The following is a 15685-nucleotide window of genomic DNA, read 5'->3' as shown; positions in this document are numbered from 1 at the left end:
ATGTATTCCTGCTAAATTTCTGTAATTTTTCTAAAAAATTAAAATATAATGTTTTTTCTAACTTTTAAATAATCTTATTCGAAAAATGGTTGATCATCATTGATTAAAATACGCTCAATTTTTTTCGCTTTTCCTGTATTTGGATCCACATCAATTAATACTGCACTTAGTTGTGTTCTTCCATTTGTTACTTCAAAACGTACAGGTAAATTCGTTAAAAATTTCTTCAGTACAGCCTCACGATCCATACCTAAAATCCCATCATACGGACCAGTCATTCCAACATCTGTAATATAAGCTGTTCCGCTTGGTAAAATACGATTATCTGCTGTTGGAACATGCGTATGTGTCCCTACGACTGCCGTAGCACGTCCATCTACGTACCAACCAAGCGCCTGTTTTTCACTTGTTGTCTCAGCATGAAAATCAATAAAGATAATATTTGTACGTTTTTTGGCAATGTTAATTAATTCATCCACTTTTCGGAACGGGCAATCAATTGGCGGAAGGAACGTACGTCCTTGTAAATTAATTACCGCTACTTCGGTACCGTTACAATTTACAAAAATAAGTCCTTTTCCCGGTGTTCCCTCTGGGAAATTGGCTGGTCTTGCAAGATATTTTGCATCATCAATAAACTCAAACACTTCACGGTTATCCCAAGCATGATTCCCAAGCGTAACTGCTTGTGCACCACACTCTAAAAAGTTTCGGTAAATTTTCTCTGTAATACCACGACCACCTGCAGCATTTTCTCCATTAATAATTGTTACAGTAGGCGTATATTTTTTCTTTAACGCCGGTACGTATTGTTGAATCATACCTCTTCCAGGGGATCCTACTACATCTCCAACAAATAAAATTCTCATATGTCTTACCCTTTCTATGTACTACGTATTTTATTACTCACTTATAAGAAAAACAAACTGCTCATTAAAATTCTTCTTCCATTCTAGCCAACTAGAATGGAAATCGAATAAAGTGATTTGCAAACGATTTATTTTATATTGCCCAATCCCAACACAAAAAAATAAAGTGGCGTTTCACCACTTTATTTTGCGTATTCCACTGCACGTGTTTCACGAATAACTGTTACTTTAATATGTCCTGGATAATCCAATTCATTTTCAATACGTTTTCGAATATCACGCGCTAAACGATGGGCTTCTAAATCATCGATTGTATCCGGTTTTACCAAGATGCGAACTTCACGTCCTGCTTGAATTGCAAAAGATTTTTCTACTCCTTCATAGGATTCTGAAATCTCTTCTAACTTTTCAAGACGACGAATATAGTTTTCAAGCGTTTCACTACGAGCTCCTGGTCTTGCAGCTGATAACGCATCCGCTGCTGCAACTAAAACTGCAATGATAGAAGTTGGTTCTGTATCACCATGGTGAGATGCGATACTATTAATAACAACCGGATGCTCTTTATATTTCGTTGCGAGTTCAACACCAATTTCAACGTGACTACCTTCTACTTCATGGTCAATTGCTTTTCCGATATCATGCAATAGACCCGCACGTCTTGCTAATTTTTCGTCCTCGCCAAGCTCCGCTGCCATAAGTCCTGTTAAGTACGCTACTTCCATAGAGTGTTTCAACACATTTTGTCCATAACTTGTACGGTATTTCAAACGACCTAAGATTTTAATTAAATCTGGATGTAATCCGTGGACACCTACTTCAAATGTTGTTTGTTCCCCAACTTCGCGAATATACTCATCCACTTCACGTCTCGATTTTTCGACCATTTCCTCAATACGCGCTGGGTGAATACGTCCATCCTGTACGAGCTTATCAAGAGCGATACGAGCTGTTTCACGACGAATTGGATCGAACCCTGATAGGATTACCGCTTCTGGCGTATCATCAATAATAAGGTCAATACCTGTTAACGTTTCTAACGTACGAATATTACGACCTTCACGCCCGATAATACGTCCCTTCATTTCGTCATTTGGAAGATTTACAACCGAAACGGTTGTTTCAGCAACATGATCAGCTGCACATCTTTGCATTGCAAGAGATAAAATCTCTTTTGCTTTCTTATCTGCCTCTTCTTTCGCACGAACTTCACTTTCTTTTACCATAACGGCAATTTCATGAGAAATTTCACTTTCCACTTTCCCTAAAATGATTGCTTTCGCTTGTTCGCGTGTCAGATTGGAAATGCGCTCTAATTCCGTTTGCTGCTTTTGAACTAACTCTCCCACTTTGCTTTCCAACTCTTCAATCTGTTGTTGTCTCGCTACAAGAGATTCCTCTTTCTTTTCTAACATCTGCTCACGTTTATCGAGCGTCTCGTCTTTACGATCAAGGTTCTCTTCTTTTTGCATTAAACGATTTTCTTGTTTTTGTAATTCGCTTCTACGATCACGAATTTCTAATTCAGCTTCTGTACGAAGTGTATGAATTTCATCCTTTGCTTCTAAAAGCGCTTCCTTCTTAAGTGCCTCTGCTTCACGATTTGCATCTTCTAAAATGCGTCTCGCTTCGTTTGCTGCACCATTAATCTTCGCTTCTGCAATAGACTTTCGAACAAAAAAGCCAACAACTGCACCGACTGTTGCAAGCAAAATGGAGATGAGTATCCAAATTAATGTACTACTACTCATGATTTCACCTCCCCTTGCCATGAATGAAAAAAGACTGTCGGCATGTACATTAATTTGCAACGTACAGCAAAGACCGTCGCCCCGCTTTTTAAGGGACTTTCTTCATTTCACAATTAAAATGTCATATTATTATTTCGAAAAGGTATAGAACCTACTCCGAATGTTACTTCTCTTCTAGAGAAGAGTGTATCGTATATAAGAAAAAATATACATTCTCATTGTATCTATCGCAATTTTCATTGTCAAGCGTTGTCTACTTTTACTTTCTTTACCTTTGTCATATAAATCTCCTTTTAACGAAAAAAGTTTATATTCACCAACGATGACACCCCTTACCTAATCAGTTTTAACAAGGGAGAACGCCTGAATGAAAGGCCTTGCTACATATTATTGTGAAATAAAAAACAAAAGACACGAAATCGTGTCTTTTGTTAATCTACAATAGCGCCTTCTTCTAAGTTTCCAGAATCTTCACCAATACCATGATGTTCACGAATAAAGAATGCAATTTCATCTCTTAATTCTGGATTTTCTTTTAAGAATTGTTTTGCATTTTCGCGCCCTTGTCCTAAACGTTCTTCATTATAAGAGTACCAAGCACCACTTTTTTGAACGATATCAAGTTCAGAAGCCATATCTAAAATTTCGCCTTCTCTTGAAATCCCTTCTCCGTACATAATATCAACTTCAGCAACACGGAAAGGAGGTGCTACTTTATTTTTCACTACTTTTATTTTTGTTTTGTTACCAACAATATCATTACCTTGCTTTAATTGCTCAGCACGACGCACTTCAAGACGAACTGTTGAATAGAATTTCAACGCACGACCACCTGGAGTTGTTTCTGGGTTCCCGAACATAACCCCAACTTTTTCACGAATTTGGTTAATAAAGATTGCAATTGTTTTCGATTTGTTAATCGCACCGGAAAGCTTACGAAGTGCTTGTGACATTAGACGTGCTTGTAAACCGACGTGAGAGTCACCCATTTCTCCTTCGATTTCCGCTTTTGGTACAAGAGCCGCTACAGAGTCAATTACGATAATATCAATTGCACCGCTTCGTACTAAAGCTTCTGCAATTTCTAGACCTTGTTCTCCTGTATCAGGCTGTGATAATAGTAACTCATCAATATTAACACCCAATTTTTGTGCATATACAGGATCCATCGCATGTTCTGCATCAATAAATGCTGCTTGTCCACCTTGACGTTGCACTTCTGCAATCGCATGTAAGGAAACCGTTGTTTTACCTGAGCTTTCAGGTCCATAAATTTCGATAACACGTCCGCGCGGGTAACCACCAACACCTAAAGCTACATCAAGTGCTAATGAACCACTTGGAATTGTAGAAATTCTACGTTCTGCCTGTTCTCCTAATTTCATAATGGAACCTTTACCAAATTGCTTCTCTATTTGTTTTAACGCCATATCTAATGCCGCTTGACGATCACTCATTCAAAATTCCTCCTTAACTGAATTGCTAATCTTATTATACCTATTTTCATATCAATTTGCCAACAAAAATCGAACGTTTATTCGTTTTTTTGTTTTCCATGGAAAAAGTTTCATTTTTCATCACAAAAAAACTAGAAGAAACTTACATCTCTTCTAGTTTTTTGTATAAATGATAAAATCCATATTTCACAGAGCGTTCTCGAATTTGCTGACGACTTCCACTTAATTTAAGAGGAAAAACAAACGTTGGTTCATTCTTTATCGCTAAACCTACAAAAACAGTACCAGGCTCTTTATTTTCCGAAGCACCCGGTCCTGCCACTCCAGTAAAGCTAATCCCAATATCTGCCTTCAATAGTGTCTTTACATTTTCAGCAAGATAACGGGCACATTGTTCGCTAACAGCACCGACTGTTTGTAAGATTTCTTCAGGCACTTGTAAAACATGTTGTTTCACATCGTTATGATAGCAAATCACGCCGCCTTTAAAAACAGAAGATACGCCGGCATTTTCTGTTACTTGATTTCCAAACAGACCGCCTGTTAAACTTTCTGCACACGCTAAAGTTAAAGCCTTTTTATTCAATAAATCAATCGCTTTATTATGAAGAAAATCTTGATTATATCCGTAGAAAAACTCCCCTACTCGTTCTAAAATCAAATCTTCTACATGTTGAATTAACACTTCCGCATGCTTTACATCATGGTGTTTAGCGGTCAAACGAAGCGTTACTTCTCCATCTGAAGCTAGCGGAGCAATTGTTGGATTCGTTTGCCCATCAATTAAGTCTTGAACTTTCACTTCCAGTTGGGATTCTCCAATGCCGAAAAAACGAAGAACACGGGAATATATATGCTCTTCAGTTGTAAAGTTACGTAAAAACGGCTCTACGTAGCTTGTATACATCGGTTTCATTTCTTTTGGCGGGCCCGGTAATAAAATATAAACCTTCTGGTTCTTAGCCAGCCCCATACCCGGTGCCATACCATGATCATTTGCAAATACAGTCGATCCTTTCAAAACAAGTGCTTGTTTCTTATTATTTTCTGTGAATTCGCGTCCTGTACGTCTAAAATACTCGCCAATTGACGTTAAAGCCACTTCATCATAAACAAGTTCTTCTTGTAAGGTTGAAGCAATTGTTTCTTTCGTTAAATCATCTTTTGTTGGTCCCAATCCACCGGTAAAAATGAGTATATCTGCACGTTTCTCAGCAATTTGAATTGCTTCTTGTAAACGGTGATTATTATCACCCACAACCGTATGATAATACACATTCATTCCGATGGAAGCTAACTTTTCAGATAAAAACTTCGCATTTGTATTTGTAATTTGCCCGAGTAACAATTCTGTTCCAACCGCAATAATTTCGGCATTCATTCCGATTCCCCCATAAGCTGTTATTTTGAATTTACAAAAGCAGCTCTATTTTTCCAGAAATAGTCCAAGCCAGAAATAACCGTAAAGATAAGTGCAATCCATATGGAAATATCCGCAACCCGAATATGGATTAAATTTAACGGTACATCATGTAATAAATATGCTGAAATCGCAATAATTTGTGTCCATGTTTTAATTTTCCCTAACATATTCGCCGCAACAACCTCACCAGTTCCAGCCAATATAAGACGTAATCCTGTTACAGCAAACTCACGGCTAATGATTACAATAACAATCCAAGATGGAACATATTGCATTTCTACTAATGTAATAAGCGCTGCTGAAACAAGTAACTTATCAGCTAATGGATCAAGAAACTTACCTAGATTCGTCACGAGATTATACTTTCTTGCATAATGTCCATCAATCCAATCTGTAGCTGAAGCAACAATGAAAACTATCGCTCCTACTAAATGTTGAATTGGTAAATCTACATTTCCAACTGTATATGTTCCCCAGTTAAAAGGAGCTAACATAATTACTAAAAAAATTGGAATTAAGCAGATTCGAGATATTGTAATTTTATTTGGTAAATTCACAGCTATTCCTCCATCATGTCAAAAACATTTGTTCATTGGAAAAAAGTCATCGAAGCGATGACTGTTATTGTGCAGGTTGTCCTACCCCTAGATTTTTAATCACTAATCTTTGGTGATATTCCTTTTCTGGATCTAGTGGGAAAGCAACAACTTGGCCATTCAGTTTAATTTCAACATTCGGTGTACTTCCAATGTTGAGAAGTACTTCTTTTGCTGTTGTTAAATCATGTTTTTCTGTTTGACCTTCTTGAAGTGTACCATTAAAAACGACATTTCCACCTTCATTTTTAATGTCTACATAACTTGCACCCTTCGCTGTAATTTCTAACTCCAGTGCTTTATTATTATGAATTTCCAAAGTAGATACCTTACCACTTGTTCCAACAAGCTTCACTTCTTCTTGTCCAGCAGGCGGCTGTTGTGCTGGTGGTTCTTCTTTCTTTGGCTCTTCTTTTTTAGGTTCTTCTGCTTTTACTTCATCTTTCTTTTCATCAAGCGGCGAATCTTTCGCCTTTTGTACTTCTATTTGTTCGCTTTTCGTTTGTTTTACTTGTCCTTCATCTTTTCCAATTAACCATTGGAAAACAAACCACACAGCTACCCCTACTGCAATTACCAATAATGCAATCAATATTTTAGACATATGATCTGCTATTGGAAGCGATGCTGCTTTTTGCATAGTTTCTTGTGTTTTTTGACCTTTTGATATTTGCGGTACATCATGAGATTCAGATTGTGGTACTACGCTTTGATACTCTACAATCAACTCTTCTCCGTTCAGACCAACCGCGCCCGCATATTGTTTAATAAATGCACGTGCATAAAATGCACCAGGCAATATACTATAATCGCCCTCTTCAATTGTTACTAAATACCGTTTTTGAATTTTCGTTACCTCATGTAGCTGATCAATAGACAAGCCTTTCGCTTCTCTTGCATCCTTCAGCTTTTGTCCTAATTCCGTCACTACTAACACCTCAATATTTCTTTAAAAGTCAAACATAGAGAAATTGTTTTGCGCTCCTTGCTCAATTTCATCTACTAAATTATATTGAATTTCTTCATCATAATCGTTACGCAATTCAATAATATAATCAAAATCATCAAGTGTATATTCTGATTGACTCACAAATACATCTGGATGTTCGACAACTTTAGTTGCGGGTAACCTCATAATTTCACGAACGAGTTGCCAATGCCTTTCATTCGCACGCTTTGTTGAAACAATGCCATCTAATATAAAAATATTATCGTCACTATACTCATCTTCAATCAGTTGACTGCGTACAGTTTGTTTAATAAGAGTAGACGAAACAAATAGCCAACGCTTATTTGCACAAACACTTGCAGCAACGATAGATTCCGTTTTTCCAACGCGAGGCATTCCTCTTATTCCGATGAGTTTATGCCCTTCTTTTTTCATTAGTTCCGCCATAAAATCAACGAGTAAACCCAATTCATCACGAACAAAACGAAATGTTTTCTTATCATCTGCGTCTCGCTGTATGTACCTACCGTGCCTAACTGCCAACCTATCTCTGAGCTTTGGTGGACGATATTTCGTTACCGTTATATTATCCATCGTATTCAAAATTGATTCAAGTCTAGAGATTTGCTCTTGGCTATCACACATAAGCAACAACCCGCGCCGAGCGTTGTCTACACCATTAATTGTGACAATATTAATACCAAGCATACCGATTAACGAAGAAACGTCACCAAGCAAGCCAGGTCGGTTTTTATGTATTTCATATTCAAAATACCATTCAATCATCAAATGTCACTCCCCCTGCTTACTTTACACCTACGTACTATATTATATGATTTTACGTTAATAGGGAAGATAAATGTATAATGAATCACGGTATTTTCAATACCTAAAAAAAAGAGAGGATTTTCTCCTCTCTTTTTTACTTATGTTGTACAAATTTTACCATTAAGTTAGCTATCATGTGTTGTTCTTGTTCATCAGCCACTTTCCAAAGCTCGGCTAATAATTTTTCTTGATCATTTCGCGCCTCTACCTCATTTGCCAAATAATCGCCTACACGGAATGCCATATCTGAAACTGCACCACCATCAAGCCCTTTTCCTTGCGCCTGTTCTAAACGTTCTCCTAAAAAGCTTTTCCACTGGTCAAAATTTTCTAATACTGACATGTTTAAGCACCTCACTATTAAGTAATACAATCATACTTAATTTGTACAATTTCTTACTTTTTATGTACATATTTTTATTTTAACAATGCCAGCCACCGTTTACTCCAATAATTTGCCCTGTTATATAGGAAGCGCCTGGTGATACAAGGAAAGAAACAGTTTTGGCGACTTCCTTTGGAAATCCAATCCTTCCAGCTGGAATCTCTTCTGCGATCTCTTTCTTGTCCTCTTCTGAAAACACACTTAACATTTCCGTCTCTATGGCTCCTGGTGCCACTCCATTTACACGTATACCACTTAGCGCAACCTCTTTTGCGAGCGCCTTTACATAAGAGTTTTGTGCACCTTTTACCATAGAATACAGCACCTCACAAGACGCTCCTACTTGTCCCCATATAGATGAAATAACAACGATATTTCCACTTCGCAGGCGAATCATCGATGGAAGCGCAAGTGAAAGAAGGTTATAAACACTCTTCACCTGCAATTCCACCATCTCATTCAATTGCTCATTTGTCACATCTGTCGCCAAACCAAATATACTTTTTCCAGCTGCATACACAATAACATCAATCGGATAATGAATTTGCGCCCAGAGCTTTTGCACGCCATCTACCGCTGCTAAATTCGCTTGAACTGGAATGATTGCACCAAGTTGCTGTTCTAATTTTTTTATTTTCTCTTCACTTTTGTTGTAATGGACATACACCGTATAACCATCTTCAACTAATTGTTTCGAAATTGCAGAGCCAATTCCTCCGCTTCCTCCAGTCACTAATGCAAACTTTGTCATATGTATCCTCTCTTATCTTTCCTCTACAGAGAAACTCTTTCAAATCACTAATCTTATCATGTATTCACAAACAAATAATACCCCCACCTTACAATTCAGCAATAGCCAAAAGGTTAGGTGGGGGATAAACTGTCCGTAAAGTTCTAAATCGTAAGGCTTAAGCCCCACTTATTCATGTTTCATTTTATTTCTTCGGCAAGACTTGGCAAATACTCATTCTTTCTTCGGATAAAAATACTTTGGCTGCTTCTTGTAAATCTTGAACAGTTAAGCCCTCTAAAACGGACAGAGCATCAAACAAACTAGATTCATTAAACGCATACCTTGTGAATTGATTTGCAATATATTCAGGTGAGTTAAGCGATCGTAAAAAGCCGCCAATTTTCTTTTTCTTTACACGCTCTAACGCATTCTCATCTAATTCATTATAATTAGTCTGTAGTAAAACACCTTTTAAACGTTCAGCTAGCTCATCAGGTTGCTTCGTATCACCACCAACCATCGCAAAACCAAAGTTACTTTCTTCTGTATAATCATAAGAGAATGAGTCATCAATAAGTCCTTCATTATATAAAGACTCATAATGAACTGATCCTTTCCCAAATAAATAATCTAAAAGTAATGTAAGCGCGATCTCTTGTTTTAAAAGCTCTTGCCCTTTTTCTTTAAGCCCAGTCGCCTTTATGCCTATTAAACATTTCGGTGTTTGAACAGGCATAGAAATAATTTTTTTCTTTTCATTTACTGATTCTGGTTCATCTTCAAACGAACGTACGATTTCTGGTTGATTTTTATAATCTTTTTTCGCCTGATTTTCACGTACTAAGTTCATTGTTTTTTCTGGGTCAATTGCTCCTACAACAAATAACAACATATTGCTAGGATGATAAAATGTCTCGTAGCACTCATACAATAAGTCTTTTGTAATTTTACTAATGGACTCAATTGTTCCTGCAATATCAATTTTAATTGGGTGTTTGACAAATAAACTATCGATTAAGCCAAAATACAAACGCCAATCCGGGTTATCTTGATACATTTGAATCTCTTGACCAATAATTCCCTTTTCCTTTTCAACTGTTTTTTCAGAGAAATAAGGTTCCTGAACAAAATTTAATAATGTATTTAAATTTTGTTCTACATTTGATGTACATGAAAACAAGTACGCTGTTCTCGTAAATGATGTAAACGCATTCGCAGAAGCACCTTGTTTACTAAACAACTGAAACGCATCATGATCTTCTTTTTCAAACAATTTGTGCTCAAGAAAATGAGCAATCCCATCTGGCACTCGAACCATTTCTTCTTTTCCAAGTGGAACAAACGTGTTATCAATGGAACCATATTTTGTTGTAAACGTCGCAAAAGTTTTATTAAATCCTTGCTTCGGCAATATATATACATCTAACCCATTTGGAAGCTTTTCATAATAAAGTGTTTCTTTTAATTGTTCATAAGAAATTTTCTCCATCTATTCTCCCTCCGTTCCGTGTAAAAAGTAAATCGTATCTAGCTCAATATTATTGGCAACCTTTACAATTTTCTCTTTTGTAACACGCTCAATTCCAGTTAACCATTCCTCTACTGGACGGGTACGTTCTGCAATGACGCCATGATAAAGCATTTCTACGAAACCACGCGGTGTATCAATTGCCTCTAAAATTTGGTTTTGAATTACACTCTTTGTTTGATGAATTTCTTCTTCTGAAAAGTCACCGTTTTGCATTGCTTTCATTTGCTCTTTAATAATCTCGACTGCTTTTTCATAATTTTTCGCTTCAATTCCCGACATAACAAAGAGAAGACCTTTATGGCTTTCAAAACGCGACGCTGCATAATAGGCTAAACTGTTTTTTTCACGTACATTCACAAATAATTTCGAATGTGAGAATCCACCAAATAACCCGTTAAACAGCTGTAGCGCAAAATAATCCTCATCACGGTACGTAATATATGTGCGATATCCGATATTTAATTTACTTTGCTTTAATTCTTGTTTTTCAACAATTTCTTGTTCTTCATTATTTCGCTTATGAAGAATGACATTTTTGTCTTTTGCTGTACGAGGCGCGATTGAAAAGTATTTACCTACTAAGTCAACCGCATCTTCATCTATGTCACCAATGATATATAGATCCATTTCATCTTCCGCTAACACATTTTGATAATAGCGGTATAAAGTTTCATTTGTAATGGAGGCAACGCGCTCTTTTTGACCATTTGCACTTAAACGATATGGTTCTACTTTACACATTTCTTCTATTAATCGTTCATTCGCATAGCGCATTTTATCATCATATGTAGCTTCAATTCGTTGCACGAGCGCTCTTTTTTCACTTTCTACAATTGATGATAAAAAACCGCTCCCTTCCGTTGCTGGGTGTAATACAATATCAGACAGCATAGACAGTGCTTTTTCAAACAACGGCGGTGCATCTTGTAAATATGTTTCGTTGGCAATATCCACATAAATAGAGATGATATGATCTTCCCCTTTTTTACTTACATCTACCGCCAGAGAAGAACCGTACAACTCCTCTAAATATTGGCGAAGACGAATTACAGATGGTAGTTTTTCTGTTGCACTTTGCAATACATATGGTAATAAAGCACGCTCTGTCACCGTTTCTTCATTTAAAGGTGCTTTAAAGCGAAATACAAATGTATTTGTTTTATATTTATCTGTCGGAATCATATGTACACGTAAACCACCTAGTTCATGCATTTGCTGTTCCATCAGTTTCATTTTATAGCCCTCCTTTACGTATGTAGGAATATTCCTCTTCAATATACAGTTTTTAGAAAAGAAAAATCAACTTTTCTCCCTTATCATCTTTATTTCCTTTTCCTTCTAATCATTTCTTCATTAAAAAGCAGAAAATACATTTCTGTATTAAGCATATTCTATGTAAAAAAGCCCGCACTAATGTGTAGGCCACTGAAAAAGTCCACTTCATAAGAAAAAGGAGTTCATCACCTACTATATACAGGTAATGGACTCCTTTTTCTTTTCAACATATTGATAAAATTCGTGTTATTTTTTCAAAGTAAACACTTTTTCAGTGCCTTCCTAATGTGCGAGCTTTTTCTATACTTTTTAAACGATTATCTTTTTCCTTTTTCATACGGTGTTCCAAGTGCTTTTGGAGCTTCTGAACGTCCTACAAAACCGACAAGTGCTAAAATCGTGAACACATATGGTAATATCGCTAAGAAAACACTCGGAATTTCTTTTAATACAGGGATTGTACCACCAGTTACCCCTAGTGATTGTGCAAATCCAAAGAATAAAGCAGCTCCTAGTGCACCAATTGGGTTCCATTTCCCAAAGATCATAGCAGCTAACGCTAAAAAACCTTGTCCCGTAATCGTTGCACCTGAGAAGTTGTTTGAGATTGACAGTGCAAAGGTTGCACCGCCTACTCCAGCAAACATCCCTGAAATACAAACAGCAATATAACGCATTTTATATACATTAATCCCCATTGTATCCGCAGCCATCGGATGTTCACCAACCGCACGAAGACGAAGACCAAACGGTGTTTTATAAATGATATACCAAACAACAAATGCTAAAATAATGGCAATATACGATGTTAATGGTACATTTGAGAAAAAGATTTTTCCAATAACCGGAATATCCGACAGTCCTGGAACATCAATTTTCTCAATACGGTAGTGAATAAAATCAGTTTGACCTTTACCAAAGATTTTCTTAATCGCAAAAACAGTTAAACCAAGAGATAAAAAGTTAATTGCTACTCCACTAACAACTTGATCCGCACGGAATGTAATCGATGCAACTGCATGAAGAAGTGCAAATAATCCGCTACCAATTGCTGCAAATATAAGTGCAATCCAAGGAGTCATAGCCCCCCAAGTATCCCCCATTAATAGCGTGGTAACAACACCAACAAATGCCCCAAATAACATTAATCCTTCCAATGCGATATTTACAACACCAGAACGCTCACTAAATACGCCACCTAACGCTGTAAAGATTAGAGGTGCTGCCGTGTATAACGTACCCGTCACAAGAATGGCTAAAACATCTAGAAAGCTCATTTATTTCCCCTCCTTGCTCATGCGCGTAAGTGCCCAGCGTAAAATATAACTACAAGCAACAAAGAAAATAATACATGCAATAATTACATTAATTAACTCAGATGGTACATCTGCTTCAAAGTTCATTTGCGGCGCTGCACTTTTTAAACCTCCAAATAATAACGCAGCAAGTATAATACCAAATGGATTATTCCCTCCAAGAAGTGCTACCGCAATCCCGTCAAATCCAATTCCGGTAAATGTAGCCATTGCCGTCATACTTTGGAATGTTCCAAGCCCTTCCATCGCGCCACCAATACCGGCAAATGCACCCGCAATTGTCATAGATAACACAACATTACGAGACACTTTCATACCCGCATATTGAGACGCTTGTTGGTTAAAACCAACTGATTTCAATTCATAACCTAAAGTTGTTCTATCTAATAAGAACCACATAAGAATCGTAACAAGAATTGCGACAACAATTCCCCAGTGAAGACGAGAGCCATCTGTTAAAGAAGCTAACCAATCTGAAGCTAATGACGCGCTCGGCTGAATATCATATGTTTTGTCATTGCCTTCATGTAAAAAACGTTTAATGATGTCATATGTAACATATAATGCAATGTAGTTCATCATAATCGTTACAATAACTTCATTAACCTTAAATTTCCCTTTCAAATATCCCGGAATAAATCCCCATAGTCCACCAACTATAGCTGCCACTAAAATAGACAATGGAATATGAAGAAAGGCAGGTAATGATACTGCATAACCAAACCAAACAGCCGCAAGCCAACCAACTAACAATTGCCCTTCTACTCCGATATTAAATAATCCCGTACGAAACGCAAAAGCTACCGATAACCCCGCAAGAATAAGCGGAATCATTGTACGAAACGTCTCTCCAATTGCACTGGGACTTCCGAACATCCCAGTCCAAAGTGCACTATATCCAACAATCGGATCATACCCACTAACTAACATAACAATGGCACCAACAAGCAACCCAAATATAACGGATAATACAGGAACTAAAATATTAATCGTTCGCTCCGTTAAAAACTTTTTAGCCATTTGTACTCACCTTCGCTTCCCCTGTTCCACCAGCCATTAAAAGACCTAATTGTTTTTCATTTGTTTCTTTTGCATTAACAATCGCGACAATTTTCCCTTCATAAATAACAGCAACGCGGTCACTCACATTTAAAATTTCATCGAGTTCTAAAGAAAGAAGAAGCACCGCTTTCCCCTTATCTCTCTGTTCAATTAATTTCTTATGAATAAATTCAATCGCACCTACATCTAAACCACGTGTCGGCTGCGCTGCAATTAATAAATCTGGATCACGATCTACTTCACGTGCAATAATTGCCTTTTGCTGGTTCCCGCCAGATAATGCACGAGCTACTGTTTGCTCGCTAGGTGTACGTACATCAAACTGCTCAATCAGCTCTTTTGCCTTTTTCGTTATTTTACTAAAATTTAAAATTCCTTTATTTGAAAATGGATTCTTATAATATGTTTGTAAAACAATATTATCTCTAACGGAAAAATCAAGAACGAGTCCATGTTTATGACGGTCTTCTGGAATATGACCGACTCCTTCTTCCGTAATTCGTCTAACAGGCCAGTTTGTGATTTCTTTCCCATTAATTGCAATAGAACCTGACTCAACTTTTCGTAAACCAGTAATTGCCTCTATTAATTCACTTTGTCCATTCCCATCAATCCCTGCAATACCGACGATTTCTCCTGCACGAACAGTTAAGTCAAGGCCTTTTACAGCAGGCAATTGGCGCACATCATGAACAACAAGGTTTGCAATAGAAAGTACATCTTCCTTAGGTCTGGCATCTATTTTTTCTGTTTTAAAATTCACTTGACGTCCGACCATTAGTTCTGCAAGTTTATGTTCATCTGTATTTGCAACGTCAACCGTTCCGATTCCTTTTCCTTTACGAATAATCGTACAACGATCACAAACTTCCATAATTTCTTTTAACTTATGTGTAATAAGAATAATAGATTTACCTTCTTGCACAAGCTTTTTCATAATTTGAATAAGCTCATGAATCTCTTGAGGAGTTAACACTGCCGTCGGTTCATCAAATATTAAAATTTCTGCCCCGCGATAGAGCGTTTTTAAAATCTCAACGCGTTGTTGCATACCAACTGAAATATCCTCGATTTTTGCATACGGATCCACCGCTAAACCGTATTGTTCAGACAACTGTTTAATTTCTTTCGCTGCTTCATCAATAGCAATCTTTCCTTTATTCTTTGGTTCATTTCCAAGAATAATATTCTCTGTAACTGTAAAATTATGAACGAGCATAAAATGTTGATGGACCATACCAATTCCATAGTCATTTGCGATGTTCGGATTTGTAATTTTCACAGGGTTTCCTTTAATTTTAATTTCTCCCTGCTCTGGCTGATACAAACCAAATAGTACATTCATTAACGTTGATTTCCCTGCACCATTTTCTCCGAGTAAAGCATGTATTTCTCCCTGTTTTACTTGCAGCGTAATATTATCGTTCGCTACAATGCCTGGGAATACTTTTGTAATATTATTCATCTCAATTACGTATTCCATTTTGTTCCTCCTTTTAGCAGGGAACAG

The 15685-nt window shown here is 37.0% G+C and carries 14 protein-coding genes; all 14 read right to left on the bottom strand.

The window, feature by feature from the left end:
- Positions 1 to 74: 74 nt before the first annotated feature.
- The 14 genes from ACM6HU_RS09725 to ACM6HU_RS09660 all read right to left on the bottom strand — a co-directional run bounded on the left by ACM6HU_RS09725 (position 75) and on the right by ACM6HU_RS09660 (position 15658).
- Positions 75 to 869 (bottom strand): TIGR00282 family metallophosphoesterase, encoded by a 795-nt coding sequence (locus ACM6HU_RS09725; RefSeq protein WP_003199419.1) that lies wholly within the window; start codon positions 867 to 869, stop codon positions 75 to 77.
- A 182-nt stretch (positions 870 to 1051) separates the two neighbouring features.
- Positions 1052 to 2620 (bottom strand): ribonuclease Y, encoded by a 1569-nt coding sequence (gene rny, locus ACM6HU_RS09720; RefSeq protein WP_016115916.1) that lies wholly within the window; start codon positions 2618 to 2620, stop codon positions 1052 to 1054.
- Positions 2621 to 3051: 431 nt separating this feature from the next.
- On the bottom strand, positions 3052 to 4077 hold the full coding sequence (gene recA / locus ACM6HU_RS09715; RefSeq protein WP_016115917.1) for a recombinase RecA: 1026 nt from the start codon (positions 4075 to 4077) through the stop codon (positions 3052 to 3054).
- 142 nt (positions 4078 to 4219) lie between these two features.
- Positions 4220 to 5458 (bottom strand): competence/damage-inducible protein A, encoded by a 1239-nt coding sequence (locus ACM6HU_RS09710; protein ID WP_016115918.1) that lies wholly within the window; start codon positions 5456 to 5458, stop codon positions 4220 to 4222.
- A 20-nt stretch (positions 5459 to 5478) separates the two neighbouring features.
- Entirely contained in the window at positions 5479 to 6057 is a 579-nt protein-coding gene (gene pgsA / locus ACM6HU_RS09705; RefSeq protein ID WP_016115919.1) for a CDP-diacylglycerol--glycerol-3-phosphate 3-phosphatidyltransferase, read from the bottom strand.
- 64 nt (positions 6058 to 6121) lie between these two features.
- Entirely contained in the window at positions 6122 to 7033 is a 912-nt protein-coding gene (locus ACM6HU_RS09700) for a RodZ domain-containing protein (protein WP_098116729.1), read from the bottom strand.
- Positions 7034 to 7045: 12 nt separating this feature from the next.
- Positions 7046 to 7831: a DUF3388 domain-containing protein gene (locus ACM6HU_RS09695; RefSeq protein WP_016115921.1), complete on the bottom strand. Its 786-nt coding sequence runs from the start codon at positions 7829 to 7831 to the stop codon at positions 7046 to 7048.
- Between the two features lie 136 nt (positions 7832 to 7967).
- Positions 7968 to 8216 carry a DUF3243 domain-containing protein gene (locus ACM6HU_RS09690; RefSeq protein WP_003199403.1) on the bottom strand — a complete coding sequence of 83 codons (249 nt, stop codon included), beginning with the start codon at positions 8214 to 8216 and terminating at the stop codon, positions 7968 to 7970.
- A gap of 79 nt (positions 8217 to 8295) precedes the next feature.
- Positions 8296 to 9009, bottom strand: coding sequence for an elongation factor P 5-aminopentanone reductase (ymfI, locus tag ACM6HU_RS09685; RefSeq protein ID WP_016115922.1), 714 nt, complete (start codon positions 9007 to 9009; stop codon positions 8296 to 8298).
- Between the two features lie 184 nt (positions 9010 to 9193).
- Entirely contained in the window at positions 9194 to 10480 is a 1287-nt protein-coding gene (yfmH, locus tag ACM6HU_RS09680) for an EF-P 5-aminopentanol modification-associated protein YfmH (protein ID WP_016115923.1), read from the bottom strand.
- Entirely contained in the window at positions 10481 to 11755 is a 1275-nt protein-coding gene (gene yfmF / locus ACM6HU_RS09675; protein WP_016133216.1) for an EF-P 5-aminopentanol modification-associated protein YfmF, read from the bottom strand.
- A gap of 359 nt (positions 11756 to 12114) precedes the next feature.
- Positions 12115 to 13074, bottom strand: a complete 960-nt coding sequence (locus ACM6HU_RS09670) for an ABC transporter permease (RefSeq protein ID WP_003199393.1) — start codon at positions 13072 to 13074, stop codon at positions 12115 to 12117.
- Complete coding sequence (locus ACM6HU_RS09665; RefSeq protein WP_016115925.1) at positions 13075 to 14133, bottom strand: ABC transporter permease; 1059 nt, start codon at positions 14131 to 14133, stop codon at positions 13075 to 13077.
- Positions 14126 to 15658, bottom strand: coding sequence for an ABC transporter ATP-binding protein (locus tag ACM6HU_RS09660; protein WP_016133218.1), 1533 nt, complete (start codon positions 15656 to 15658; stop codon positions 14126 to 14128). Before ACM6HU_RS09660 ends, ACM6HU_RS09665 begins: the two co-directional genes overlap by 8 nt.
- Positions 15659 to 15685 lie beyond the last annotated feature (27 nt).

Origin of the sequence: Bacillus sp. IT-79MI2 (genome assembly GCF_949768135.1) — a bacterium.
GTDB lineage: Bacteria > Bacillota > Bacilli > Bacillales > Bacillaceae_G > Bacillus_A > Bacillus_A pseudomycoides.
The sequence above is the reverse complement of the archived record's forward strand: the minus strand, read 5'-3'. Positions and strand labels throughout refer to the sequence as shown.

Excerpts from the sequence above, each read along its gene's own strand:
- ACM6HU_RS09725 (WP_003199419.1), bottom strand. The coding sequence starts at position 869 with ATGAGAATTTTATTTGTTGGAGATGTAGTAGGATCCCCTGGAAGAGGT.
- rny (WP_016115916.1), bottom strand. The coding sequence starts at position 2,620 with ATGAGTAGTAGTACATTAATTTGGATACTCATCTCCATTTTGCTTGCA.
- recA (WP_016115917.1), bottom strand. The coding sequence starts at position 4,077 with ATGAGTGATCGTCAAGCGGCATTAGATATGGCGTTAAAACAAATAGAG.
- ACM6HU_RS09710 (WP_016115918.1), bottom strand. The coding sequence starts at position 5,458 with ATGAATGCCGAAATTATTGCGGTTGGAACAGAATTGTTACTCGGGCAA.
- ACM6HU_RS09695 (WP_016115921.1), bottom strand. The coding sequence starts at position 7,831 with ATGATTGAATGGTATTTTGAATATGAAATACATAAAAACCGACCTGGC.
- ACM6HU_RS09690 (WP_003199403.1), bottom strand. The coding sequence starts at position 8,216 with ATGTCAGTATTAGAAAATTTTGACCAGTGGAAAAGCTTTTTAGGAGAA.
- ymfI (WP_016115922.1), bottom strand. The coding sequence starts at position 9,009 with ATGACAAAGTTTGCATTAGTGACTGGAGGAAGCGGAGGAATTGGCTCT.
- yfmH (WP_016115923.1), bottom strand. The coding sequence starts at position 10,480 with ATGGAGAAAATTTCTTATGAACAATTAAAAGAAACACTTTATTATGAA.
- yfmF (WP_016133216.1), bottom strand. The coding sequence starts at position 11,755 with ATGAAACTGATGGAACAGCAAATGCATGAACTAGGTGGTTTACGTGTA.
- ACM6HU_RS09670 (WP_003199393.1), bottom strand. The coding sequence starts at position 13,074 with ATGAGCTTTCTAGATGTTTTAGCCATTCTTGTGACGGGTACGTTATAC.
- ACM6HU_RS09665 (WP_016115925.1), bottom strand. The coding sequence starts at position 14,133 with ATGGCTAAAAAGTTTTTAACGGAGCGAACGATTAATATTTTAGTTCCT.
- ACM6HU_RS09660 (WP_016133218.1), bottom strand. The coding sequence starts at position 15,658 with ATGGAATACGTAATTGAGATGAATAATATTACAAAAGTATTCCCAGGC.